Source organism: Paraburkholderia sp. RL17-373-BIF-A, assembly GCF_046030175.1.
Taxonomy (GTDB): domain Bacteria; phylum Pseudomonadota; class Gammaproteobacteria; order Burkholderiales; family Burkholderiaceae; genus Paraburkholderia.
Genome location: NZ_JARESO010000030.1, coordinates 85,824 through 111,045 on the forward strand (window position 1 = coordinate 85,824; position 25,222 = coordinate 111,045).

19 protein-coding genes and 1 pseudogene are annotated in these 25,222 nt (G+C 57.0%); 9 read left to right on the top strand and 11 right to left on the bottom strand.

Annotated elements, in window-relative coordinates; all coding sequences use genetic code 11:
- Nucleotides 1–79: 79 nt before the first annotated feature.
- Nucleotides 80–586 carry a nuclear transport factor 2 family protein gene (locus P0D80_RS30620; RefSeq protein ID WP_408180328.1) on the bottom strand — a complete coding sequence of 169 codons (507 nt, stop codon included), beginning with the start codon at nucleotides 584–586 and terminating at the stop codon, nucleotides 80–82.
- A gap of 688 nt (nucleotides 587–1,274) precedes the next feature.
- Here P0D80_RS30620 and P0D80_RS30625 point away from each other — a divergent pair.
- A complete protein-coding gene (locus P0D80_RS30625) occupies nucleotides 1,275–2,225 on the top strand; it encodes a helix-turn-helix domain-containing protein (protein ID WP_408180327.1) in 951 nt (316 codons plus the stop codon).
- Nucleotides 2,226–2,397: 172 nt separating this feature from the next.
- Here P0D80_RS30625 and P0D80_RS30630 read toward each other — a convergent pair whose 3' ends face one another.
- The 4 genes from P0D80_RS30630 to P0D80_RS30645 form a co-directional block, all read right to left on the bottom strand.
- A complete protein-coding gene (locus P0D80_RS30630; RefSeq protein WP_408180326.1) occupies nucleotides 2,398–3,156 on the bottom strand; it encodes an SDR family NAD(P)-dependent oxidoreductase in 759 nt (252 codons plus the stop codon).
- 103 nt (nucleotides 3,157–3,259) lie between these two features.
- Nucleotides 3,260–4,771 carry an aldehyde dehydrogenase family protein gene (locus P0D80_RS30635; protein ID WP_408180325.1) on the bottom strand — a complete coding sequence of 504 codons (1,512 nt, stop codon included), beginning with the start codon at nucleotides 4,769–4,771 and terminating at the stop codon, nucleotides 3,260–3,262.
- 104 nt (nucleotides 4,772–4,875) lie between these two features.
- On the bottom strand, nucleotides 4,876–6,519 hold the full coding sequence (locus P0D80_RS30640; RefSeq protein WP_408180324.1) for a GMC family oxidoreductase: 1,644 nt from the start codon (nucleotides 6,517–6,519) through the stop codon (nucleotides 4,876–4,878).
- 164 nt (nucleotides 6,520–6,683) lie between these two features.
- Complete coding sequence (locus P0D80_RS30645) at nucleotides 6,684–7,952, bottom strand: substrate-binding domain-containing protein (protein ID WP_408289436.1); 1,269 nt, start codon at nucleotides 7,950–7,952, stop codon at nucleotides 6,684–6,686.
- Nucleotides 7,953–8,138: 186 nt separating this feature from the next.
- On the opposite strand from P0D80_RS30645, the gene P0D80_RS30650 reads away from it, so the two are divergent.
- Nucleotides 8,139–9,320 (top strand): MFS transporter, encoded by a 1,182-nt coding sequence (locus P0D80_RS30650; protein WP_408289439.1) that lies wholly within the window; start codon nucleotides 8,139–8,141, stop codon nucleotides 9,318–9,320.
- A 195-nt stretch (nucleotides 9,321–9,515) separates the two neighbouring features.
- Here P0D80_RS30650 and P0D80_RS30655 read toward each other — a convergent pair whose 3' ends face one another.
- The 4 genes from P0D80_RS30655 to P0D80_RS30670 all read right to left on the bottom strand — a co-directional run bounded on the left by P0D80_RS30655 (nucleotide 9,516) and on the right by P0D80_RS30670 (nucleotide 13,691).
- On the bottom strand, nucleotides 9,516–10,643 hold the full coding sequence (locus P0D80_RS30655) for an alkene reductase (RefSeq protein ID WP_408180322.1): 1,128 nt from the start codon (nucleotides 10,641–10,643) through the stop codon (nucleotides 9,516–9,518).
- A 129-nt stretch (nucleotides 10,644–10,772) separates the two neighbouring features.
- A complete protein-coding gene (locus P0D80_RS30660) occupies nucleotides 10,773–11,276 on the bottom strand; it encodes a nuclear transport factor 2 family protein (protein ID WP_408180321.1) in 504 nt (167 codons plus the stop codon).
- An 81-nt stretch (nucleotides 11,277–11,357) separates the two neighbouring features.
- Complete coding sequence (locus P0D80_RS30665; protein ID WP_408289444.1) at nucleotides 11,358–12,446, bottom strand: substrate-binding domain-containing protein; 1,089 nt, start codon at nucleotides 12,444–12,446, stop codon at nucleotides 11,358–11,360.
- Nucleotides 12,447–12,854: 408 nt separating this feature from the next.
- On the bottom strand, nucleotides 12,855–13,691 hold the full coding sequence (locus P0D80_RS30670) for an IclR family transcriptional regulator (RefSeq protein WP_408180319.1): 837 nt from the start codon (nucleotides 13,689–13,691) through the stop codon (nucleotides 12,855–12,857).
- Between the two features lie 106 nt (nucleotides 13,692–13,797).
- Here P0D80_RS30670 and P0D80_RS30675 point away from each other — a divergent pair, with 106 nt between their 5' ends.
- Nucleotides 13,798–14,607: an IclR family transcriptional regulator gene (locus P0D80_RS30675; protein ID WP_408180318.1), complete on the top strand. Its 810-nt coding sequence runs from the start codon at nucleotides 13,798–13,800 to the stop codon at nucleotides 14,605–14,607.
- Between the two features lie 2 nt (nucleotides 14,608–14,609).
- On the opposite strand, the gene P0D80_RS30680 is transcribed toward P0D80_RS30675, so the two are convergent.
- The gene (locus P0D80_RS30680) at nucleotides 14,610–16,367 is read right to left on the bottom strand and encodes an FAD-dependent oxidoreductase (RefSeq protein ID WP_408289449.1); all 1,758 of its coding nucleotides are present in this window, start codon (nucleotides 16,365–16,367) and stop codon (nucleotides 14,610–14,612) included.
- Nucleotides 16,368–16,685: 318 nt separating this feature from the next.
- Here P0D80_RS30680 and P0D80_RS30685 point away from each other — a divergent pair, with 318 nt between their 5' ends.
- From P0D80_RS30685 to P0D80_RS30705, 5 genes and pseudogenes are all read left to right on the top strand, one after another.
- On the top strand, nucleotides 16,686–17,642 hold the full coding sequence (locus P0D80_RS30685; protein ID WP_408180316.1) for an MBL fold metallo-hydrolase: 957 nt from the start codon (nucleotides 16,686–16,688) through the stop codon (nucleotides 17,640–17,642).
- Between the two features lie 79 nt (nucleotides 17,643–17,721).
- Nucleotides 17,722–19,131, top strand: a complete 1,410-nt coding sequence (gene hmgA / locus P0D80_RS30690) for a homogentisate 1,2-dioxygenase (protein ID WP_408289453.1) — start codon at nucleotides 17,722–17,724, stop codon at nucleotides 19,129–19,131.
- Nucleotides 19,131–20,513: a fumarylacetoacetase gene (gene fahA, locus P0D80_RS30695; RefSeq protein ID WP_408289478.1), complete on the top strand. Its 1,383-nt coding sequence runs from the start codon at nucleotides 19,131–19,133 to the stop codon at nucleotides 20,511–20,513. The genes hmgA and fahA overlap by 1 nt, the downstream gene beginning before the upstream one ends.
- The gene (maiA, locus tag P0D80_RS30700; RefSeq protein ID WP_408289457.1) at nucleotides 20,510–21,157 is read left to right on the top strand and encodes a maleylacetoacetate isomerase; all 648 of its coding nucleotides are present in this window, start codon (nucleotides 20,510–20,512) and stop codon (nucleotides 21,155–21,157) included. Before fahA ends, maiA begins: the two co-directional genes overlap by 4 nt.
- A gap of 137 nt (nucleotides 21,158–21,294) precedes the next feature.
- A pseudogene (locus P0D80_RS30705) lies at nucleotides 21,295–23,287 on the top strand (acyl CoA:acetate/3-ketoacid CoA transferase).
- Nucleotides 23,288–23,498: 211 nt separating this feature from the next.
- Here P0D80_RS30705 and P0D80_RS30710 read toward each other — a convergent pair.
- Complete coding sequence (locus P0D80_RS30710) at nucleotides 23,499–24,005, bottom strand: phasin family protein (protein WP_408289460.1); 507 nt, start codon at nucleotides 24,003–24,005, stop codon at nucleotides 23,499–23,501.
- 279 nt (nucleotides 24,006–24,284) lie between these two features.
- Here P0D80_RS30710 and P0D80_RS30715 point away from each other — a divergent pair, with 279 nt between their 5' ends.
- Nucleotides 24,285–25,031 carry an esterase/lipase family protein gene (locus tag P0D80_RS30715; protein ID WP_408289463.1) on the top strand — a complete coding sequence of 249 codons (747 nt, stop codon included), beginning with the start codon at nucleotides 24,285–24,287 and terminating at the stop codon, nucleotides 25,029–25,031.
- Nucleotides 25,032–25,222: the final 191 nt, after the last annotated feature.

Genomic DNA, 25,222 nt, shown 5'->3' on the forward strand with positions numbered 1-25,222 from the left:
ACGCGATGGTTGGTACCTGCTGTTTGGACGCCTTTGGGAGCAGACACGAGCCGCCGCCCACGCGCATGCTCATGCTTGGTCACCAAGTCTCCTTGACGAAGGGGTTTTTCACCCAGCCGTCCGTCCATGGAGATGACTGTTGAACGACGCCGGTGATTTCTTCGAAATACCATTTGCCATCGATTTTGATGAGCTTGTCTTTGTATTTGCCCGCAATGAAGACGGCTTCGCCTTGGGGATTTTGGTCGCTGGGCGCCATGGAGACGAAACACACAAGGTAGAACGACGCGCTCGCGTGACGACCGTCTTCGTCGATATCTACAGCAGGCGAAACGATGTTGTGCAACGCCCAGGTGATGTTTGCCGACAAGTTGCGACAGTGCTCCTTGATTGCTTCTTTACCCTTGGCTTCGCCACCGACGCCCTTGATGACCCACAGGCCATCGTTCACAAACAGCGACGCAACACCTTCCGGGTTGTAGCCGTCATCCAGGTGCTCGGCATATTTGGCTTTCAGATACTTGATGGCTTCGATGTCTTCGAGCCTTGCCAAGCGCTGTGCTTGTGTGAACTGGGACCCTTCCATGACTGTCTCCTAGTTAAACAATGGTTGTCGCATACAGGCACTATTGCCTTGTCCGTAACCGGTGCGGGTCGAAGCGATGCACCTAATTGCGATTCCAGCCGGCCGCTCAGCACGCAAACGCGCTGGCGAGTGAGGGACGCTTCAAACTAACGAACGAGTGAGAGGTACAAGATTGGCGTTGTGTGTGACCGCCCAAACAAGCGAGGGGACAGTGACCACCGGGCCATGGATTTGCTGCATGCGCACAACGGAACGTCGAGCCCATGCGGGCGTTCCGCATTGCTGATGCCCATGTGAAGTCGCACTTTCGTCTCCTTGTATACGAGACGGAGTCCTGCTTGCGCGGATTCCTGCTCTCTTTGTGACGAATATATGAGACTTGAATCGCCCGTTCGCGACTGGGCACGACAGATTTGCTGGACCGATTGCGCCACCCAGGAAGCCTGTGGACCGCTCAGACTCGCCTGGCTCGGTTTGGGCAATTGTCCGGGACCACCGGGACTGCGACCCATACGCGGGACTGCCGTCACCTATCGACGGCTAGCCCGGGTAAGCGGACGCTCCAGTCGGTTATTCAGTCCGGGTTTGCTCGAATATGAAATTCAATTATTTCAATCTAATTTGTATATATGCAAGTTTTCTGTTCGCGACCTGAAGTCGCGAGAGCTCTTTAGAGGTGTGCCCGGCTATGATTGAACAGTTCGACACGTCCGCAGTGCTGGCCCGCGAACGACTGGCCTACTATCATGACGTCATCTGCCGTCTCTACTGTCACGTCGACCTGCCGTCGTTCCAGGACGCTGTTGACGTCTTCAGCGCACGCGTTGTCCAAAAGCCGATTGGCAATATTGGCGTGGGCGACATCGCGGCACCTGGGCTTCAATATGTGAGGACGTCCAGCGACCTCAGCCGGAGCCCGAGTGATGAGTTTCTGGCGAGCCTGCTTGTGCAAGGCAGCGCGTCGCTCGAGCAAAGCGGTCGCCATACGGCTCAGAAGGTCGGCGACATCGTGCTCTATGACACGGCGCGCGCTTTTAAATATAGTTTTTCCACCGACTACCGAATCATTCTGCTGAAAATTCCGCGCAAGCAGATGCTCTGCCGACTGTCTGCTGCCGAACGACTCACCGCCATTGCGCTTGACGGGCAGTCGACGATGGGAGCACTCGCGGCAGCCGTTATCAAGGGCGCTGCCAGCGTGGACGCAGACCTGGAACCTTGCGCAGCAGCCAAACTATCTGCTTCTGTTGTCGACATTTTCGCGGCCTCTGTCGAAACCGAGTTCCGTGGCGCAGAAGGGATGCTGGAACGCCACGGAAATGTCCTTCAACGGGCGAAAGACTACATTCAGGCAAATCTGAGTGACTCAGAGCTGGACGTTGAGAAGGTTTCCGATGCGATAGGGGTGTCACGTCGCACGCTGAACAGAATTTTTGCGGCCCACGGTACGACTGCTGCCCGTTGGCTCTGGCAGAAACGGTTAGAAGCAAGTCACACGTCGCTTACTGAAGGCCGAGCTCAGCACATCGCCGACGTTGCGGTAGCGTGCGGTTTCAGCGACTTCTCTCATTTCAGCCGGGCGTTCAAGAGAACATACGGAATCGCGCCGAACACGTTGGTCAAGCAGCGGGCCGCCTAGGCGAATGGAACAAGCACGGGAGTCGATAGGCGGCATCTTGTTGCTTGCCGCCTCTTCGATGCCCGCTTGCCATTTTTTGCAGTCAGCAATCGCTGGTCAGATGCTACGCGTTGCGGCTTCCGTGCGGCCGAGAAATGCCAGACGTGAACACGCCTGGCACTTCACGCCAGCATCAAACCTTGTCGTAGCCGCCGTCTACCAACAACGTTGTGCCCGTACATCCGCTCGATAGGTCTGACAGGAAGAAGGCAACTGCGTTAGCGACCTCTTCCGGCCGAATCAATCGTCCCATCGGCACCTGTGACATCCACATGGCAACCATCTCAGGAGACTCATTGGCGAATCGCTCAATCATCGGAGTCTCAGTACGACCAGGGCCGACCGCGTTCACTCGAATTCCATCGCTCGCCCATTCAACCCCAAGTAATGCGGCGAGATGCTCTACTGCTGCTTTGGTCGCACCATACGCGGCGCACTTCTCAGGCCGAATGACCGTTCGAGCCGCAATTGACGAAATTAGAACGACACTACCGCCGCGCCCACGCATGTGCTTCGCGAAAGTCTGTGCGGTGAAAAATGCTCCATCGAGGTTGACCGACATCGTTTTTCGCCATGACGCCTCGTCATAATCGAACGCCTCCGACAGAACCGCAATCCCTGCATTGGCCACGACACCGTCAACGCCGCCGTGTCGACTCACGACCTGGGCGGCGGCCCGACTTAGGGATTCGACGCTAGTCACATCGATGGGCAAGAAATGGACCATGCGTCGCCCTTCATCCACATCCATAGCCAGGTTCTCACCGTTGCTGGATGGCATGTCCGCGATAATCACTCTGCTACCGGCCGCTACGAGACGCTTTACCGTCGCGAGCCCGATGCCTCCCGCGCCCCCGGTCACAACGATTGTCTTGTTGCTCAATCCTTCCATGCTCTGCGGCTCCATCTTCTTAGATTCGCATATCGAACAATGAGTCCCGCGCTTCCCGTCCGTGGCAACGTCGAGCGGGAGCGGGGAACCTGCACAGCAACTTCTAGCCGAGATAGACACCTACGGACTTGAGTTCCGTATAAGCCTCCAGGCCCGAGAGCCCCATTTCCCGGCCCCAACCCGACTGTTTGTAGCCACCAAACGGCAGCGCCGCGTCGGTCTGGTTGTGATTATTCACCCAGACAACGCCGGCACGAATCCTCGCCGCGAGCTTATGGGCCACACTTAGGTCTCTTGTCCACACGCTTGCGGCAAGACCATACACCGTGTTGTTCGCTTCGCGCACGAGTGCATCGAGATTGTCGCCGCTCATCTTCATTGCCGAGATAACGGGCCCAAAAATCTCCTGCTGGTACACGCTCATGCCTGGCTGGACATTGGTGAGAACCGTCGGGCGATGGAAGAAGCCGGCACCATCAGGCTTGCCGCCGCCAGCGAAGACCTTCGCACCTTCGTCGATTCCCGCCTGGAGGATTTTGGACACGCGCGAGAGTTGGCGCTCGGAGATGAGCGGTCCAAGATTGGACTCCGGGTCGAGCCCATGACCGAGTTTGAGCGAGTTCGCGTATTCCGCGACTCCTCCGACAACCTTGTCGTAGATGTCTTCGTGGATATAAAGGCGGGACCCTGCCGTGCAAGCTTGCCCACTGTTGAGCAGTACCGCTTCGGCAACACCCGGAATAGCACGCTCCAGGTCTGCGTCAGGAAATACGAAAACCGGACTCTTTCCGCCTAGCTCAAGCGTAACCCGTTTGAGATTTCCTGCAGCTGCACGAACGATTGCCTTGCCCGTGTCGGTGCTGCCGGTGAAAGCCACCTTGTCCACGTCAGGGTGTTCGACGAGTGCCGCGCCGGCAACGCCATCACCCGTTACGACGTTCAGGACGCCCGGCGGCAGACCGGCTTGTTGACACAATTCCGCGATGCGCAGAGCAGTCAGCGGGGTATCTTCCGCAGGCTTGAGTACGATGGTGCAACCTGCGGCCAAGGCAGGTGCTAACTTCCATGCAGCCATCAGGAGCGGCACGTTCCACGGAATAATTTGCCCGACCACTCCGATTGGTTCGCGTACGGTGTATGCATGCCATTCACCCGGCATGTTCACGGGAACCGTACTGCCGCCAATTTTCGTAGCCCAACCTGAGTAATAACGGAAATGTTCCGCACCCAGCCGCACGTAAAAATTCCTCACGATGTTGTACGGAGACCCTTCATCGAGCACTTCCAGTTGCGCGAGTTCTTCCGAGTGTTCGTCGACAAGATTACCAATATTCCAGATAATCTTCGCGCGTTCTGCCGTGGACATGGAGCGCCACGGGCCGTGCTCGAAGGCTTCGCGGGCAGCTCTTACGGCGAGGTCGACGTCTTTCGCATCGCCGTTCGCCATGGTCGAAATCGCCGCTCCGGTTGCAGGGTCGAGGACTTCCCGGGTGGCACCCGAGGAGGCAGTGACCCATTCACCGCCGATGAACAATCGATGTTTTCTGGCAAGGAACCGCTTCGTGCTTTCTGAGAGTCGAGCGGAGGTATCGAATACTGCGATTGAAGATGTCATTACTCGTCCCTGTGACTGTTAATTGAAACGTACGCATGCAAGTCAGAACTCTCCCCCGACACACCGAAGAGACGGGTGAGAGAGAGCGCTCATAGCGCGGAGCTTCAGATTCCGAGATGTTCAACCTGCTGGTCGAGCTTGCTGCTAGCGCCGGAGCTGTTAGCGACAGCGTCGTACAGAATCATGTCTGCGGCTTTTTCCGCAATCATGATTGTTGGGGCGTTGGTGTTTCCGCTCGTGAGCGTCGGCATAATCGAAGCATCGACAACGCGCAGACCGCGTACGCCGCGCACGCGCAACCTTGCATCAACCACCGCGTCGTTGTCCGAGCCCATTTTGCAAGTCCCGACCGGGTGATAGACACTTTCACTCTTGTTCTTCAGGTATTCATCGAGGTCCCGGTCCGACTGCACTTCCTTGCCGGGGCCAAACTCTTCGCCTCGGTAAGGGTCAAAGGCTTTCTGGGCCATCAGCTCACGCGAGATGCGAAGCCCATCGCGCATCACACGGATGTCGTCAGGCACAGCAAAGAAATTCGGGTCGATTTCGGGCAATGCCAGCGGGTCTGACGAACGGGCCAACACCGTGCCGCGGCTTTGCGGACGCGAGATATTGAAGTACGGCATCACGCCCTCTTCATGGAAAATCTTTCGGCCGTGGTCTTCATACATGACCATGTTCAGGTGGAACTGAATATCAGGGGCCACAATGTCCGGCCGCGTCTTGACGAATGCCAAGGCTTCGACACCGTGGTAGGCGGCAGGCCCAGTCTTCGTCGCCATGTACTTGGCGACCGCCGAGGCCGAATTCAGAATGTTGAGGTGCTTGAGCAACGACAGCGGTTGCGTAATTCTCTGCTTCAGGCCACATCCCACATGGTCCTGCAAATTCTTGCCGACACCCGGGAGCTCGTGTACGGTCTGCACGCCGATGGACTGAAGGTGGTTGGGGTCGCCAACTCCGGAAATCTGGAGCAGATGCGGCGAATTGAAGGCGCCCCCACAGAGGATGACCTCCTGCGACGCGTAGATTTTCTTCAACTTCTTCCCAGCGAGATATTCGACCCCGACGGCGCGGTCACCGTCAAAGAGGATGCGCGAAGCGACGGCATCGGTGATGGCGGTGAAGTTCTTCCGGTCGCGAATCGGTGCGATATAGCAGCGTCCAACGCTTGACCGAACGCCGTCTGCGAGCGTGCTGTCGCAGGGGCCGAACCCTTCCTGATTACCCCCGTTCAAGTCATCGTTGTACTTGTACCCGGCTTGCTTGCCGGCCTCGATAAAAGCTTGGCAAACCGGATTGTGGATGCCAAATCTGCTTGTCTTCAACGGACCGTTACCACCATGAACCTCCGTTTCGCCACCCGACCACGTCTCCGACTTTTTGAAGTACGGGAGGATGTCCTCATAGCCCCAACCTTCGTTGCCAAGGTCGCGCCACCGGTCGTAATCCGTGCGGTCGCCGCGCGTATAAATCATGCCGTTGACGGTAGTGCAACCGCCAATGCTCTTGGCACGAGGAATGAACATCTCGCGATTGTTCATGTGCTTCTGAGCCACAGTGTGATAGCCCCAATCAAGCTGGCCAGTTTGCATCAACCGGAAATAACCGGCCGGCATATGAATGAAGGGGCTCTTGTCCCACCCGCCCGCTTCCAGCAGCGTCACATTAACGCTAGGGTCGGCGGTCAGTCGATTTGCCAACACGGCGCCGGCCGAGCCCGCACCGATGATGATGTAGTCAGTCATGTCATGCCTCCATTTTTTTCCAATTCGTACGCGTATTGCGCGATGCAACTTATGCTTGCAACCCTTCGCACTCGGTTTGTTGCGGAACCGACCTCAAGAAAGGCGACGTCAGGGAGAGCGCCCAGGCGTTTATGCGCGATGTAGACGTCGTCGACTCAGGAGGCTTACTGCTGGAAGACCGTTTTGAGCTTTTCCGGCGGAAGGGCCGAAGAGAAGTCCGCGTCGGGCGGTGCCGTAGGGTCGCACTTGGGGTCCATACCCTTGACGCTGTCCGCGTACGGATAGGGAAACGCCGCCAACGGCTCGTCGTTCTTTGTCCCTTGGAAGTCTGCAACCCCGCGACGGCCGGCGAATCGAATGACGGAGGTCGTGCCGTCAAGCGAGAAGTACGGGAATGCCTTGCCCGATTTCTTTAAGCTGAGATATTTGCAGTTGAGTTCGTTGTTACTGGCGTTTGTTGCGATTGCTGGAATCGGAAGGCTCGCCTGCTCAAATGCTTTGACCGTTGCGAGCGCAGTGACGCCATAATCGGTTGCGACGCCATCGATGTGCGGGTACTTAGCGATAAGACCCGACACTGCTTTCTGAGCGTCGACTGGATTCCAGTTGGTCACTATGAAATTGTTGTCCAGAAGTTTCAGGTCCGGATACTTCGAGAGTTCCGTCTTGAAACCATCCAGGAAGATTTGCGACGACATGGCTCCCGGGGCACCGCCGAGAAACAGCACATTTCCCTTTTTGAGGTTGTGTCCAAACCAGTCGGCCCAGACCTGCCCCATCCGGTAGACGTCTTCGGTCACATTCGCTGCGTAGTCCTTTCCAGCATTGCCAGATATTTTCGCTAGATACGGGACGACGGTTACGCCGGCCTTGGTTGCCGCCCGCATTGCGGGAATCTGAGCCGCACCAAAGTCCGGGAACACGACCAACACGTTCACGCCCTGCGCGACCATACTGTTGATGTCCGAATTTGCTTTCTGCTGGTCACCGTTCGCGTTCGTGTACATGAACTTCTTTACGTTCTTGCAACGGCTAACCTCGTCTTTCAGCTCAGCGGCGGCGGTCTTGCGCCACGTCACACCTCCATAGCCGTCGGACAAGCCAACGACCATCGGCTTCGTGCCGCACATCGCACTGATGTCGCCCTGATTAGTTACCAAGGCCGAGTCGGCGGCCATCGCCGGCATGGATGCAGTAGCCGCCAACAGGCTGACGGCAAGCGTACGCATGGAAAACAGGTAGAGATTTTTCATCGTCTCCTCATCTTTTATAAAGTCGGTAAGCCCTTCGATGAAGCTATCTTCATCAGACTTACAGCCAATATATGAGAGGGAAAACGGGCGTTCGCGACTCCTCGCGACATAATCAATGGCCTGTTTGCGCCAAGGATTTCCCTCCATGCCGGTAGCGAAAGCGATTTGCCCCTGAATCAACGCTCTCCAGCCGCCGGCTACCTGACCCAGGGTTATGTTTTATATACGCGTACGTAGTCGCGTATGTATAATTTCCTTCATTCGGAGGACGGGGTCGTGAGGGATGTTTGGTCTGACGACCATCGGCGCCGGGCGCGTTGACCTCATCAGAAATGCACCCGAATTAATTCTCGCGGACACTCAAACATGGAAAGCAGGCTGTCACAACGAGTTCTATGGCTTTTGAGCACTTGCTGCTTTGCGAGCATGGCGTCGATGAGGGTCTGCGATTCCTTGCTCCCATCGCTTGAGTCCGAGTTCCGCGTATCCATGGCTAGCGCGGCACAAACTATTTCCTCTTTCGCACTTGCTTACGGAGTGATGCAGCTCTTCTTTGGTCCCTTGGGCGACCGGTTTGGCAAGATTCGCGTTATCGCGTTGGCTACCCTTGCATGTACCGTAGGAAATTTCGGCGCAGCTATTTCGCTCCATTTGGGTCAGATGGTCGGTGCACGAGTGTTGTCCGGCGCAGCAGCGGCCGGAATCGTTCCCCTAACAATGGCATGGATTGGCGATACGGTGCCCTACGACAAACGCCAGGAGATTCTTGCCAGGCTTCTGGGCGCAACGGTATTCGGAATGATTGCCGGGCAATGGTTGGGAGCGCTGGTCGCCGACACATTCAATTGGCGCATCTCGTTCACCTTATTGGCGATGATTTCCTTGTTCGCGGGGCTCTTCGTGATGCGCGAGGACAACGCATCAAAAGTCAACAATGTCGCCACGGGCAAAGGGTTTGGCCACCGGGCTTTTGAAGTCCTTTCGATTCCTTGGGCTCGAACGGTGCTCATAATCACGTTCATTGAAGGCTCACTCGCATTCAGCACCCTTTCCTTCATCCCGACTTACCTACACGCGAGTTTCCACATGCCGATGGCGAAGTCCGGCAGCATCGTTGCGTTGTACGGAGTTGGCGGCCTACTCTATAGCCGCTGCGCACGCGTTCTGGTTCGACGACTGGGAGAATCCAATCTTGCGAGGCTGGGCGGGGCGTGTCTCGCAATATCGTATACGGGGCTCGCCATGTCGAACGACTGGGTGTTTGCGCTTCCAGCATGCTTTCTGGCCGGGTTCGGCTTCTATGCATTGCACAACACACTGCAAACCCACGCTACGCAAATGGCGCCGGGGGCACGTGGCACCGCGGTGTCGCTCTTCTCGTGCTTTCTCTTCTTCGGCCAATCTCTGGGCGTCATTTGTGCCGCCTGGTTTATTGACCGATTTTCGGCCCCCCCCGTTTTCGTAGTATCAGCGGCGGGCCTGCTCTTGCTAGCATTGACCTTTTCAGTTCAGGTATCGAAACAGACTCCGAATCTGGTCAAAACCTAACGTCTGCTCATCATAAATCTCGACGCGTTTTGTCAGACGTCTGAGTCGAAAGAAACAAATAGGAATCTTGATTGCTATATTCGACATATCGCACGAGTTCCAGCAATATCCCCGCAAGCTCGACATGATGCAAAAGAAAAGGTCGGATACCCGGCAGGAGGGTAGGTCCGACCTTGGGTGCGGTGCCCAACTCGCCTAAGCTTCGTTGTCGACGCTTTCTCGATATGGCAGATAGTCGATATACCCCTCGTCCCCACCGCCGTAAAAGGTTGCCGGGTCGAACGGCGCGAGCGGCCAGTTGTTCCTGAAACGCTCCACCAGGTCCGGGTTCGAGATAAACGGACGACCAAAGCCTGCCAAGTCGGCAACCCCGCTATTCACCAGTTCCTCGGCAGTCTTTTGCGTAAGTGAACCGGCAATCACGAGCGTCCCTTTGTACACGTTGCGGAACTTCCTGACAAAATCTTTTGGAATGGCAGCAACGGTTGGGTCAATGTTGCACAGCGACTCCTGGTCGCTGAGGTGGACATATGCAAGGTTTTTCTCGCTGAGCTTTTGCGCCAACGTGAGCCAGGTGTTTTCCTCGCCGTCGAAACTGTGCATATCGTGAAGGCGGCCATACGGCGCCAATCTGATGCCAACTCGACTGCTTCCGATAGCTTCGGACATCGCGTCGACCGCGTCCAGAACAAAGCGCAGCCTGTTCATCGTGTTGCCACCGTATTCATCCGTGCGCGTGTTACAACCGGCATTGATGAACTGCTCGAACAGATAGCCGTTAGCCCCATGGATTTCAATTCCATCAAATCCCGCTTCTATCGAGTTCTTCGCGGCCGTGACGAAATCCTCCGTCACCCGTGCGATGTCATCTTTTGTCAACGCTCGAGGTGTACTCACGGGTATCGGTCCTGGTTGCCCTTGCTCGTCGTACGCGAAGCACGTGTAACCTTTGGCAGGAGCGTCAACCGACGAGACCGGCGCGACACCATTCTCCTGCAGGCTGACGTGCGAAATGCGGCCGACGTGCCAGATTTGGATGAAAATCTTGCCACCCTCTTCATGCACACCTTTTGTTACGGCTTGCCACCCTCTGATTTGTTCGGGCGTATGAATGCCAGGGGTGAAGAGGTAGCCCGTTCCCTCGATTGAAATCTGCGACCCTTCTGTAACTATCAAGCCGGCACCGGCTCGTTGACGATAGTACAGTGCGGTCCTGGCATCAGGAACCGTGTCACGGGCGCGTGACCTCGTCATTGGTGCCATCAGAACACGGTTCGCCAGTAACGTGCCATTCATATCGTAACTTTTCAGTAGCTTGCTCATCGCTATCCCTTCAATCGCTCTGTTCCATACATGAAAGTTGCGCGAACAGGCTGAACGAGGGGAAGCACATTGCACTCCTCTCATGACCTGCCGCGCAATACACCGACAAGAAAAATGTCAGCTAGGAAGTCACCAAGATTCCTTTACGAACGGAGACTTAACCCACCCTTCCGTCCACGGTGATGACTGGTCGATGGTTCCCGTGATTTCTTCGAAGAACCATTGGTCGTCAATCTTGACGAGCTTGTCACTGTATTTGCCGGCAAGAACAAACGCCTCGGCCTCCGGGTTTGCCGGCGAAGGTGCCATCGTCAGCAAGCAAACCAGATAGAAGGTCGCATCCGCGTGCTTTCCGTCCGGAGCAATTGTGACGACCGGCGAGGAGATGTTGTGCTGGCCCCAGGCGATACCCTCCTTTAGATTTCGACAGTGCTGCCCGATTCCAGCCCTGCCTTTCGCTTCACCGCCGACGCCCTTGATAACCCAAAGGCCTTCCTCAGTGAACAGCGATGCGATTCCTTCCGGGTTGTAGCCATCGTCGAGATGACGCGCGTATGTTGCCTTCAGCTGTTTGACAGCTTCGATGTCCTCGATGCGATTGACGCGCTCTTCCAAACTAAGTTCATGACTCATGTTGCCTTCCTATGGTTAGCTTAAAAACACTTTTTAGTAGTACATATAAATTAATTGGCTCATAAGATTTTGTATGCCAAGTTACTGCTTAAAAACTGCCTTCAGCTTGTCAGCGGCCAGCACGGAAGAAAAATCTGCGTCAGGGGGAGCAGATACATCGCACTTTGGCGTAACTCCGGCACCGCTATCGGCGTATATATAGGGGAACACCTTCAGGGGTTCGTTATCCGTTGTGCCCTGATACGTCGCGACCCCACGGCGAGCAGCGAACCGGATAACAGAAGTCATGCCGTCAAGCGAGTAGTACGGGAAAGGCTGGCCAGCTTCCTTCATCGCTACGTACTTGCAGCTGAGCTCGTTGTTGCTTGAGCCCGTCGCAATCGCGGGAATCGGCAGATGTGCCTGCTGGAATGTCTTGACGGTTGCAAGCGCCGTGACGCCATAGTCGGACGCAACACCCTCGATGTGTGAGTATTTGGCAATCACACCTTCAACGGCTTTCGGCGCATCGATAGGATTCCAGTTAGTAACGACGAAGTCGTTCTGGACCAGCTTGAGGCCGGGATATTTCGCGAGGTGTGTTTTGAAGCCATTGAGGAAAGTTTGTGAGGCCGGTGCACCCGGGATGCCGCCAAGAAAGACGACATTGCCGTTCTTCAGATTCTGGCCGAACCAGTCTGCCCACGCTCCACCAATACGAAGAAGGTCGGCGCTCACGTTCGCCGCATAGTCCTTCCCGGGCGTTCCCGGAATCTCGGCCATGTACGGAATGACCGTCACGCCGGCTCGAGTTGCTGCTCGCATTGCCGGAAGTTGAGCGGCGCCGAAGTCTGGGTAAACGATGAGGACGTTAACCCCCTGAGCGACCATACTGTTGATGTCGGAGTTCGCTTTTTGCTGGTCGCCGTTTGCGTTCGTGTAGATGAACCGTGTCAGGTTCTTGCAACGGCCGACTTCGTCCTTCAATTCGGCGATGGCTGTCTTTCGCCAGGTGTTACCTCCATAGCCATCTGAAAGTCCAACAACCATGGGCTTGGTCCCGCACATGGACGTGATGTCGCCCTGGCGCTGAACCGATATCGAGTCTGCCGCCATGGCTGCCGATGATGCAGTTCCTGCCAGCAAGCCTGCGGCAAGAACGTGCGTGGAATATCTGATAAGTTGCTTCATCGTCTCCTCTCCTTTTTTGAGCCCGCAATCCAATGACCAATGCCGCCTTCGATATCCATGAGGCGACTATAGGAGCGCAACGACGTGCCTTCACGACTTGACGCGCCATTTTGATTGGCCTGATTACGCCAGGCGCGTGCGGGATAGGTAACTCGTCAGTGCAGAGGAATTCAGACGGTATTCGGCATTTCCCCGGCAGGAGTGCGTTTCAGCGTTCGGTCGCAGGTACAGGAGGCGCGGATTACACGCGCGTCTGTTGGCCGATAAGGGAATACGCCGAGATGGCGGCCACTCTCGGTGGCCGTGCAGCAAGACGACTGCGAAGCGTCTGGTGCCGCAAGGCAAGCGTGGACTGTGCGAAAGGAGGAGTTAGGCCCTTTGGGCAGGTTTCATGAAGAGGCCCTGCGGCTAGGCGGAGGGGACCGCGGGGCTGACATTCAGTGCCGTTAACTCCCTGGTAGTCTCGAGCAAGCTCGTCGCAAGAGTACCCTTCCAGGCGACGTCGAACGTGGCTCCCACACCAAACAGGGTAAGCACGAGAACGATGTCACCACCACCGTCGAAAACCGGGGCGCTGATACTATTGATGCCAGGAATCGGCAGGCCTTCACCACGTGCGATGCCGCGCTTGCGGACATCCGCGAGAATCGCTTCGAACTGCGCCGCCGACAGGTGTGAACCCTCCGGCGTTTGTAGCCCAATATCGGCTTTTATGAGGTCCCGAAGATTGGGCGTTTGTTTATACGCAGCGAAAACACGGCCAGTCGTCGAATGCACGAGCGACATCACCGTGCCGACGTGCACACCTGCGTGTAACGATGCAGAAGGTTCGACGCTCTGAAGCACGGTCGGACCGCGGTCACCCCACGCGGCTAACAGCACGCTTTGCCCGGCCCGTGTCGCAAGGTCAAGCGCAGGTTGCATGGCGTTGCGGACTGCTGGCACCATCCGGAGCGCGTGCAGCCCTAGTCGCAATGATAGTGGCCCCGGTTCCAGCCGTGATGTCACTGGGTCTCGTTTGACGAGGCCTGTGCGCAGCAGGCTCACCATATAGGTGAAAGCCTGATTCGTTGGGATGCCGCTGAGAGCACCTAGCTCCGCGAGCGTTAGCGGCTCGCCAGCGCTGGCCAGATACTCAAGGAAGCGGCCGCCGACCTCCATGCTCTGGATGCCCCGCTGCTCCTTGCGACCATCGGATAGCTGCTCTTCTGAGCGCAGTTTTTTTGCCGGCTGCTTCGTTACCATGCAATCCTCTGCCGTACAATTGTGTTGTGATTATATAATTTTACCGGCTTCTGCATTCTCGTCGGCGGTAACTTATTTTTTAGGTTTTTTCAATCCGGACAGGCGCATGGATACCGAAAGCAGCGATAAATCCCAGCGGGGAATCCAGTCTGTTGAAGTAGGAAGCGAGATTCTGCTTGCGCTCACCTACTCCGATTCTCCCATGGTACTGAAGGAAATTGCGGGGGTCACGGGAATGCCTCCCGCGAAACTCTTTCCGTACCTCGTAAGCCTTATCAAACTGCAGCTGGTGCAGCGTGTTGAGCCATCAGGTGGCTACGCGCCGGGCCCCCTAGCGTTGCGTTTAGGTCTATATGGCCTGCAGAGACTTAACCCGCTGCGAGAAGCCGAGGCGGATGTGCTCGCACTCGCATCGAAGACGGGTCAGAGTGTGTTCGTGACGACCTGGGGACCGAACGGCCCTGTCGTCGTGCGCCAGGAAGACCCCCCATACCCCCTCCATTTGACCTTGCGTGTCGGAACCATCATGTCGTTGGTAAACACGGCGACGGGACGGCTGTTCGGCGCATACATGCCCGAATCACTCGTACGTAAAGCCTTGGAAGACGAAGGTATTCGGTTGAGCGGTGCAACCGACTTGAAGGCGCAGGACAAGCAACGCCTTTTCAAGGAATACGAGCAGATTCGTGAAGACGCGATGACCCGAACCACCGGTCATCCTCTTCCTGGCGTCAACGCAATCGCCGCGCCTGTATTCATGTTCAACGGCACGATTGCACTGGCAATCACGCTGGTCGGCCCTGCCGGCACTTTCGACACGCGGTGGGATGGCGAACTGGCGCAGACCCTACGCCAGACTGCCACCGACCTCTCATATCGACTGGGCTACGCGACGTTGCAGGGCAGTGAGACTTGATATTAAGGGTGGTAAGCGAGGCTACCGACCGGCGTTGAGCCAACGGATGAGCCCGCTCCTACCTTCGATTCCACGATTGCCGAGCCAGCGATAAAACCAAACGTCAGCGCCGGCCCGAGCGTGATACCCGCTCCTGGATAGTTTCCGCCCATGATGCTGCATGCGTCGTTCCCAACAGCAAAAAGTCCCGGAATAGGCGCAGCCTCTCCGTCCAGCACACGGCAACTCGCGTCAGCCTTCAGGCCAGCGAAAGTGCCAATGTCGCCAATCCGCAGCTTGAGCGCGTAGAACGGGCCGCGTTCAATCGGCGCAACGCAGGGATTAGGGCCGTGGAGAGCGTCGCCCTGGTATCGATTGTATGCCTGGCTGCCTTTGCCGAATTCGGGGTCGCGACCGAGCTTCGCTTCCTCGTTGAACGCTGCCACAGTTTTCCGCAATCCATCTACGCTTACGCCGATGAGTCGGGCCAGCTCCTCGACGGTTTTTCCCCTGGTAAGGTAGCCGATTCGCAGATACCGACCGATGGGCATTGGAAACGGTGCTGCACTTCCCAAGCCATAGGTACGCAGTGTTTTGTGGTCGCAAATCAGGTGTGCCGAGATTTCCTCGCCTGGCTTCGATGCGGCGACAAGTGCCTGCACAAAGTCATGGTATGAGTTGCCTTCGTTGGTAAACCGTCGACCGTCTTTCAGCACCGCGATTACGCCAGGCTTCGCCCGGTCGATGAAGTGAGGCATGATGCCCGTCGTGCCGTCCTTTCGCTTGAGGGTCGATACCGGCACCCACGCAGCCGCGTTTGGAAGTGTCTTTGCAACCTGAGCTCCGACGGCCTCAGCCATACGCAAACCATCCCCCGTATTCCCCGTCGGCGACGGAGAGAAATGCTCCATGCCCGTCGGAGCATGCGGGAAAAGTTGCTTGCGCCGCTCGATGTCGTAAGGGAATCCGCCGCTTGCCAGTACCACCGCGCAACTAGCCGTAGCACGGACCGCCCTACCCTCGCGGATGAGCGTCGCACCGGACACCCGGCCATCATCAAACGTCAGCGAAGTTGCCTTCGTATTCAGCCAAAGCGGCACGTTGAGGTCGAAAAGCGACTTTGCCAGCCGGCCAGATAGGGCGTTGCCGTTCGTCAGCGTCATTCCACGGCCGAACTTCATCACGTCGGCGAAGTGCTTCGACAACCGCTTGGTCACATACCACGCCGACTTCACAGATTTCGTCACTCGCATGAAGTGCACGATTTCCTTGCCCGAACCCAGCATCATCCCGAAGACTGTCAGTTCGGGCAGCGCCGGGGCCAAATCGCCGATGTGCTTCCCCAGCTCACGTCCGTCGAAGGGTCTGGTTACCATCGAACGCCCACCTTGCCTGCCCCCGGGAGCCTCGGCGTGATAGTCAGGAAAAACTAGCGGCATGTCGAACCGCACTGCCGTCTTCGTCGTGAAAAAATCCACCGCTTCCGGGCCGTACTTGATGAAAGCATCCACGCGGTCCGGGTCGAAGCTGTCCCCAGCCTCATGTGCGAGATAGGTGCGCGCCGCTCCCTCCGGTTCATGAATTCCCTGCACCTTCGCCAAAGAGGTGTTCGGAATCCACAGCCAGCCGCCGGAGCGTGCCGTCGACCCACCAAATTTCGGCTCCTTCTCAATAACCAGCACCTTCAGACCTTTCGACGCGGCAGTAATCGCCGTCGACATGCCAGATGCGCCTGAGCCGATAACCAGGACATCACATTGATATTCACTCTCTTGCGGCATTGCTTTCTCCGGTGATGGTTCGTCCCATGACGCACCAAAAAATGGATGGCGGAGCCTCAATGTCTCCTTAAGCGAATAGTACGTCGCAATTTACTCCTTGCAAACTTAATTGCATAGGTAAAATCCCGTAGAAGTATGCGGGCAGTAGCGCCGTTTACATCAGATGTTTTCGGGTTCCGCTCGAGGGACGAGGGAAATTATCTATATGCGATTTCATTCTCTTCTGTATAATTTTAAACATCCGACCACGCATGTGGCCTTTCCCATCGGCGGGCGACCGCTCAGTCCGACTTTCGAACCACCAACAGAGGTTTCGCCATGACGTCACAGAAGAAGTTCGCTTCCCACGCGGATACTGAAGAGAAAAAGGTCACGTTTGAACAGCTTTCCGAGCACGCGTACGCCTACACGGCGGAAGGCGACCCCAATACCGGCATCATCATCGGCGATGACGCGGTACTGGTCGCTGACACCCAGGCAACGCCGGTCATGGCTCAGGACGTCATTCGCCGCATCCGCGAGGTGACGGACAAGCCCATCAAATACGTGCTCCTCACCCACTATCATGCTGTTCGCGTGCTCGGCGCATCGGCATACAACCCGCAACAAATCATCGCGAGTCAGGACACCTACGACCTCATCGTCGAACGTGGCGAGCAGGACATGAAGAGCGAGATTGAACGCTTCCCGCGACTGTTCAATGCCGTTGAGTCCGTGCCGGGGCTGACATGGCCAACTTTGACTTTCAAGAAGGAAATGACGCTGTGGCTGGGCAAGCTCGAAGTGAAAATCCTTCAGCTTGGTCGCGGACATACGAAGGGCGACACCGTCGTGTGGTTGCCGCAGGAAAAGGTCCTTTTGTCGGGCGACCTCGTCGAGTACGGCGCTACGCCGTACGCCGGCGACGCCTACTTCCAGGACTGGCCAGCTACGCTCGACGCCATTGCCGCGCTGAAACCCGAGAAGCTGGTTCCCGGCCGCGGTGCCGCGCTGAAAACGCCCCAGGAAGTCGCCGACGGTCTGGCTGGGACGCGTGCATTTGTCAGCGAGCTCTACAACAAGGTCAAGTCCAGCTCGAGCGAAGGGAAGGACCTGAACGCCATTTACAAAGACACCTACGCAGCGTTGAAGCCGAAGTTCGGCGACTGGGTCATCTTCGACCACTGTATGCCGTTTGATGTGACGCGCGCCCACGACGAAGCCACGCAGTACCCCGACCCGCGCATCTGGACCGCGCAGCGCGACAAGGAGATGTGGGAAACGCTCGAAGGCTGACCTGTATCGGCGGACCGCGGCTGTTTGACACAACGCCAGGGTCTCCGCTTTCAAGATGAATCCCCCCTGGAGTCTCAACGTGCAACACCCGACTGTCGAAACGAAGGAAAATCGCGAGACTGCCCACGCAGCTTCGCTTCAGAATTCCAGCCTCAAACGTGCCTCGTCGGCATCGGCTGCTTTTTCAGCGCACCCTACCGGATATCAGTCCGGCTTCGGTAGCGAATTTGCGACCGAAGCGCTTCCTGGCGCCCTGCCTGTGGGCCGGAATTCACCACAGCGAGTCGCGTACGGCCTTTACGCGGAACAATTTTCCGGAACGGCGTTCACCGCGCCGCGCTCGCACAACCGTCGCTCATGGCTTTACCGGATACGCCCTGCCGCCGTCCATAAGCCATTCACGCCATTAGGCAAGAGCAAACTCGTTAGCGACTTCTCCAACGTCCCGCCGACGCCGCCCAATCAGCTCCGCTGGGACCCATTACCGCTCCCCCAGGAGCCCACCGACTTCATCGACGGTCTGGTAACGATGGCGGGCAACGGCTCGGCTGAGTCGATGACCGGTTGCGCCATCCACATGTATGCAGCGAACCGGTCGATGCACGACCGTTTCTTCTATTCTGCCGATGGCGAGCTACTGATTGTTCCTCAACTCGGCACGCTGAGCATTGGGACCGAATTTGGGCTCGTTGAAGTCGGGCCACAAGAAATCGCTGTTATTCCGCGCGGCACGCGTTTTCGCGTTGAACTGCTCGACGGGGATGCACGGGGGTACGTCTGCGAAAACTTTGGCGCCCTCCTCCGGTTGCCAGACCTCGGCCCAATCGGCTCAAACGGACTTGCCAATCCGCGTGACTTCCTGACGCCGCAGGCCGCCTACGAGGTGCTCGAAGGTAATTTCGAGCTGGTCGCAAAGCTGAACGGCCAACTTTGGCGCGCCGACATCGACCACTCGCCGCTCGACGTCGTCGCGTGGCACGGGAACTACGCGCCTTATAAGTACGACCTACGCCAATTCAACACAATTGGCTCAATCAGCTTCGACCATCCAGACCCGTCAATCTTCCTGGTCCTGCAGTCACCCAGCGACACGCCTGGCGTTGACAGCATTGACTTTGTTATTTTCCCGCCGCGCTGGCTCGCCGCCGAGGACACCTTTCGACCGCCCTGGTTCCATCGCAATGTTGCCAGCGAGTTCATGGGTCTCATTCATGGCGAATATGACGCGAAGGCGGAAGGCTTCCTCCCAGGGGGCGCAAGCCTGCATAACTGCATGTCCGGCCACGGGCCTGACGCCGGCACATTCGACAAGGCATCAGCGTCTGACACCGCCAAGCCGGCCAAGGTCGACTCCACCATGGCCTTCATGTTCGAGACGCGCACGCTCATCAAACCGACGCAGTTCGCGCTGGAAATTTCGCAATTACAGGCGAACTACTTCGAGTGCTGGCAGGGGCTCAAGAATAACTTCAATCCGGAAGTGAAATGATGACTGCGATGACAGACGAAGCTTTGGCGCTGCCGCGGACAACCAGTCCGAACCTGAAAAGCTGGGTTGAATCGGCCAATACGGGCGACACCGACTTTCCCATCCAGAACCTGCCCTTTGGCGTCTTCTCAGACAACAATTCCGGCAACCCCCGTGTCGGCGTCGCAATTGGAGAATTAGTCGTCGACCTCGCTGCACTAGAATCGGCCGGCTTGCTCTCCGTGCCGTACGCGGTTACCGACGACGCGGGCCAACCGAAGAGCGTTTTCCGTCAGGGGCGACTCAATGATTTTGTCGCCTTGGGAAAGGCAGCTTGGGCTAGTGTGCGGACTCAACTCTCGATGCTACTGTCTGCAGACGGAACAGCACTTCGTGACAACGCCGCGGTCCGTGAGCGTGCAGTCGTTCGTCAATGCGATGCGGTCATGCATCTTCCGTTCGAAATTCCGGGCTACACCGATTTCTACTCCTCGCGAGAACATGCGACGAATGTAGGGTGTATGTTTCGCGACCCGAAGAATGCGTTGATGCCAAACTGGCTCGAGATTCCTATTGGGTACAACGGCCGGGCATCGTCCGTTGTTGTGAGCGGCACGCCGGTTCGGCGCCCGAACGGGCAGCGCAAAGACCCGGACTCCGCACGCCCTTCGTATGGGCCGTGTCGCAAGCTGGACATCGAATTGGAAACGGGCTTCTTCGTCGGTGTCGGCAATGCTCTTGGTTCACCGATTTCCGCTGCGGACGCGGATGGGAATATCTTTGGCATGGTCCTCCTTAACGACTGGAGCGCGCGAGACATCCAGCAATGGGAATATCAGCCACTTGGCCCGTTCAATTCAAAAGGATTCGCGACCACCATTTCGCCGTGGGTGGTGACGATGGATGCGTTGGCGCCGTTTCGTGTCGAACAGCCGTCGCAGATGCCGAAACCCCTGGCGTACCTGCGAGGAGCGAAGAACGCTGGCGTTGACCTGCACCTTGAGGTCCTTCTGAAGCCGAAGTCCGCCGCGTCCCCAACAACTATTGCTCGGACTAACTTCAAGCACATGTACTGGTCGATGGCGCAACAGTTGGTGCACCATACGTCCTCGGGCTGCAACACGCGAGTTGGAGACCTCTTGGGCTCGGGAACTATCAGCGGGCCAAAATCAGAGTTGGCTGACGACAATGTTGGAACGTTCGGCAGCCTTCTCGAGCTGACGTGGAATGGACAAACGCCACTCAAGCTTGGCAACGACGAAGTTCGGAGCTTCATTGAGGACGGCGACGAACTGACCCTGCTCGGATGGTGTCAAGGCGAAGGCTACCGCATTGGCTTCGGTTCATGCGTCGGCACCATATTGCCGGCCCTTGAGGTCGCCGCGCCGGAGAGCGATGAATGAAGCTCTACAGCTACTTCCGAAGCTCGGCGTCATATCGGGTTCGCGTTGCCCTCGCATTAAAGGGGCTACCTTATGAATATGCACCGGTGCATCTTCTCAAGGGAGGGGGCCAGCAACTTTCGCCCGTCTACCGCGAGCTCAACTCCGATGGACTGGTGCCAACTCTCGAGGATGGCCCGCAGGTTCTGACGCAATCGCTCGCGATTATCGAGTATCTGAACGAGCTGCACCCGGAGCCGCCACTGCTTCCTGCCGCTCCCGCCGACCGTGCATATGTACGGTCCGTGGCGTTGCAAGTCGCCAGTGAAATACATCCGGTCAACAACTTACGAGTCCTCCAGTACCTGAAAAGACGCTTCGGCATCTCCGAGGAACAGAAATCGGAGTGGTATCAGCACTGGATTGATGTCGGCTTCAGTTCGCTCGAAAGCAGGCTGAAGTCTGAGCCCCGCGTTGGCGACTATGTGTTTGGGAGCGCCCCTACCATTGCAGACCTATGCCTCGTTCCACAGGTCTGGAACGCCCGCCGCTTCGAAATACCTTTGAATCGTTACCCCATCATTTCCCGACTGGCAGCCAACGCGATGAAGTTGGATGCGTTCCGGCAAGCCGACCCCGCCGCCCAACCCGATGCGGAGCCGTGAGTTCTCAGCACCAAACATCGTCATCAGTCACGGATGGCTCATGTAATAGCTAGTACAGCCTCGGTAGAGCCGCCAGCTTGGCTGAACAAACATATTGCGCCGGAGCTCGCCTCCATGGTGCGGATTGGAGACTAGACATGAGTGCAGGATTTCACCATCCGTTTCCGGTGGCAATGCAAAGCGTTGGACGAGGAAAAATCGTCAACGCCCTGGACGCAGTTAGGCTAATTCGCGAAGGCAACACTGTAGCGACAGGCGGCTTCGTTGGAATTGGCTTTGCGGAGGAAATTGCTGTTGCACTCGAACAGCTGTTCCTCGACACCAGTAGTCTGGAAAACGATGCGCCGCGGAACCTGACGCTTGTCTATGCTGGCGGACAAGGGGACGGTGCGTTGAAGGGGCTGAATCATTTCGCCCATCACGGACTCGTTCGGAGAGTAATCGGCGGGCCATTGGGGCCTTGTACCGGGCCTTCAACGGCTGGCTGTCGAAGGTCACATCGAAGCCTACAACCTCCCGCAAGGTGTCATCTCTCAACTCTTTCGAGACATCGCGGCGCACCGACCTGGCCACTTGTCGACCGTCGGGCTCGACACGTTCGTAGACCCGCGAAACGGCGGCGGCAAGCTCAATGCAAAAACTACCGAAGACTTGGTGAGCCTTATATCTGTCAACGGCGCTGACTGCCTTCTGTACAAGACATTCCCCATCGACGTCGCTATCGTACGCGGTACCACGGCCGACGCAAACGGGAATATAACGATGGAGAAGGAAGCGCTCACCCTCGAGTCGCTTTCCATTGCAATGGCCGCACGTAACTCTGGGGGCATCGTAATAGTTCAGGTAGAGCGAATTGCAGAGTCTGGCACTTTGAATCCTCGACACGTCAAGATACCCGGCATCCTGGTCGATTGTGTTGTGGTCGCCAAGCCTGAAAACCACTGGCAGACCTTTGCTGAACCGTACAGTCCCGGCTTTGCAAGTGAGCTTCGCGTTTCAGCCGGTTCGATTCTCGCAATGGCCTTGACGGAGCGAAAAGTCATTGCACGACGGGCCTCGTTCGAACTGATGGCCAACAGCGTGGTGAATCTTGGGATTGGGATGCCCGAAGGCATAGCGAGCGTCGCAAACGAGGAGAAGGTATGCGACCTTTTCACAATGACGACCGAGCCGGGTGTCATTGGCGGAATACCTGCGGATGGCCTGAATTTTGGCGCGGCGACCAACACCGATGCCATCATTGACCAGCCCTACCAGTTCGACTTCTATGACGGTGGCGGACTGGATATAGCGTTTCTCGGACTGGCTCAGGTCGACCGGGAAGGCAATCTGAATGTGAGCAAGTTTGGACCGAAGCTGGCTGGCGCCGGCGGCTTCATCAATATTTCCCAGAGCGCGAAGAAGGTGGTCTTTCTTGGCACGTTCAACGCCGGCAAACTTGATTTAAGTATCAAAGACGGCCGGTTGACGATTCTTCGAGATAGCGTCTGCCGAAAGTTTGTGAACGAGGTGGAGCATCGCACGTTCGGTGGTCGCTACGCAAGTGAACGCCGCCAGCCTGTTCTGTACATCACAGAACGATGCGTCTTTTCTCTTAGCCCGGGCGGTCTTGAGCTTGTCGAAATCGCACCCGGAATCGACTTGCAGAGAGACATCATTTCACAGATGGAATTCGTCCCAATCATAAAATCGCCGCCGCGTCTCATGGACGCCCGAATTTTTGACAGCAAACCGATGGGCCTGCGAGCCATGCTTTTGCGATTGACACTCGGAGAAAGGTTCAGCTACGACGCGGACAAAAATATGTTCTTCATCAACTTCGAGGGGCACAAGGTCACGTCCGCTGACGACGTGGAAGCTATCCGTGCCGAGGTTGAGTTGGCGCTGTCCGGACTAACGGTGAGACTTCACGCCATCGTAAACTACGACAACTTCTCGATAGCTCCCAAAGTCATCGACGCCTATTCAGACATGGTTACTGGTCTCGTCTCCCGCTACTACTCGGACGTCACTCGATATACGACAAGCAGCTTCCTTCGAATGAAACTGGGAGAAGCGCTGCACCGGCGCAGCGTCGCGACCTATATCTACGAAAGCCCCGAAGAGGTAACGGCGCACGAGTCCCGTTAGCAGACAGACTCTTCTTCCGGTGCCTACACCGTCGAACTTAAGCGCCACGACGTGTTTGCACACGCAGACCGCTATTTTCACTCGTTCCATTTTGGGTTGTCCCGGTCTTTCGACCGGGACTCCCTTCTACTGCTCAACGTTGAGCTTACTCCGTCGCGCTCAGCGCAAGATTTTTCGGCACATTATTAAGGTCTCCAACCGCGAGCAATTACTACGCGTCGCTGACCGCGGTTTCACCGACCTTTTTAGTCGCTTTCGTGGCAGCCGCGTACGCCACGCTAGCTGTCTGGCCCGCTGCGCCGAAAGTGGACTTCCAGAAGGCAGTAATCGCGTCACCGCCAGGCAGTGCATTTTTCGACATGATGTCGAACCACGCCTTCGCGTCAAATGAGGGCTGTTTGAAGACCGCTTTGGCCACCGCCTCGAATTCAGCCTGGGTGCTCGACACGATTTCCTTCACGTGCGTCCAGTAGGCCTGAGTCTTTTGAACACCGGCGCGCAGCTGGTTTTCCTGAACTGCAAAAGCTGCTTGCGGCGCCTTGCCAATTAGGGATTTGCCAGCGAATTCTTGCGCCTCGACAAGCGTCGTCTTGACCGTCTGCGCATTGAGCTCGACGAGTTTTTCGAACGCGTGAAAAGCCTTGCTCGCGAGACCGAAAGTCGTGTCAAGGCTTGCCTTGGTTGCAGTAATCGTTTGTTCCGGGATGAGGGTGTTCATGTTCGACTCCAATAAAATAGGGCCGTATGTCCCCGATTTAAATGCTGCGTCGCAGCAATTTGAGTTCCATCATAGCCGCAATTTCGATGAAGTCAAATTCTTATTTTGCGCATCTGGAGCTCCATCGTGCGCCCTCGTCCCTTGTCAGCAGGGCGTGACACGCTTTTCGCCGAAACAGCGGGACATCTGAACTGTGGCACCTGATATATTTACGCTGCGGTGCAGCAATACGGGTGCATACTTAAGGTGCCCTGCATACATGCCCCCTCTGGAGATGCAATGAAAAGCGTTGAACTCACGCCACCCTCAGCAACACTTCTCGTTCTTGAACCGCTTCGCGCGGCAGCCGACTACGTTGCCGGTATGACTCCGCTGGCTGCCCCGCTGCCGCCCGGTGACGGTCATCCGGTACTCGTATTTCCCGGGCTGGGTGTCAGCGGGGCCGCGACGTCGGACCTGCGCAAGCGCCTGCAACAACTCGGCTACGAAGTTCACGATTGGGAACAAGGCGTGAACTTCGGGCCGGCTGCTGACAATGACCTGATGCTAGAACGTCTGGGTGACCATCTGCGGCAGATACATGCGTTGCATCGGCGTTCGGTTTCACTGCTCGGCTGGAGCTTTGGCGGCGTCTACGCCCGTCAGTTGGCCGCGAAATATCCGGAACTGGTGCGCCAGGTCATCACGCTGGCGACACCTGTTGCCGACAACTCGGACGCCACTCATGCCGGATGGATGCTGAACATGTTGAGCAGTGGCATACCTCCAATAAATCACGCTCCCACGCGGTGTTCAGATGCGACTGCGCCTGTTCCGTCCGCTTCGGTCTACTCAAAAACGGACGGAATTGTCGCGTGGGAAGGATGCGTCTCGACCGGGTCAACGAACCACCGCAACATTGAGGTCGACGACGTCAGCCATCTAGGCATGGTCCATCACCCGGAAGTGCTGCGCGTGCTGGCGGACCTCCTCGCCCAGCATCCGGACGGTCCTAGACAGGTCGTAATGCGGGCCGCAGGCCAATAGTGCCTCCGAGTGCGAAATCATCTTCGAGCATCGTGAGGACGGCGGGCTAAAAGCCCGCATCTCAAAACTAGCTCCGCGTTGCTCCGACGCATGTCAGAAACGGCCAGCCGGCTGCTCTGATTGAACGCGGTGCAGCTCGGCCGCCGCCTCGGTATTCGACTACTTGCGAGCTCCGTCTCCGACTATCCGGC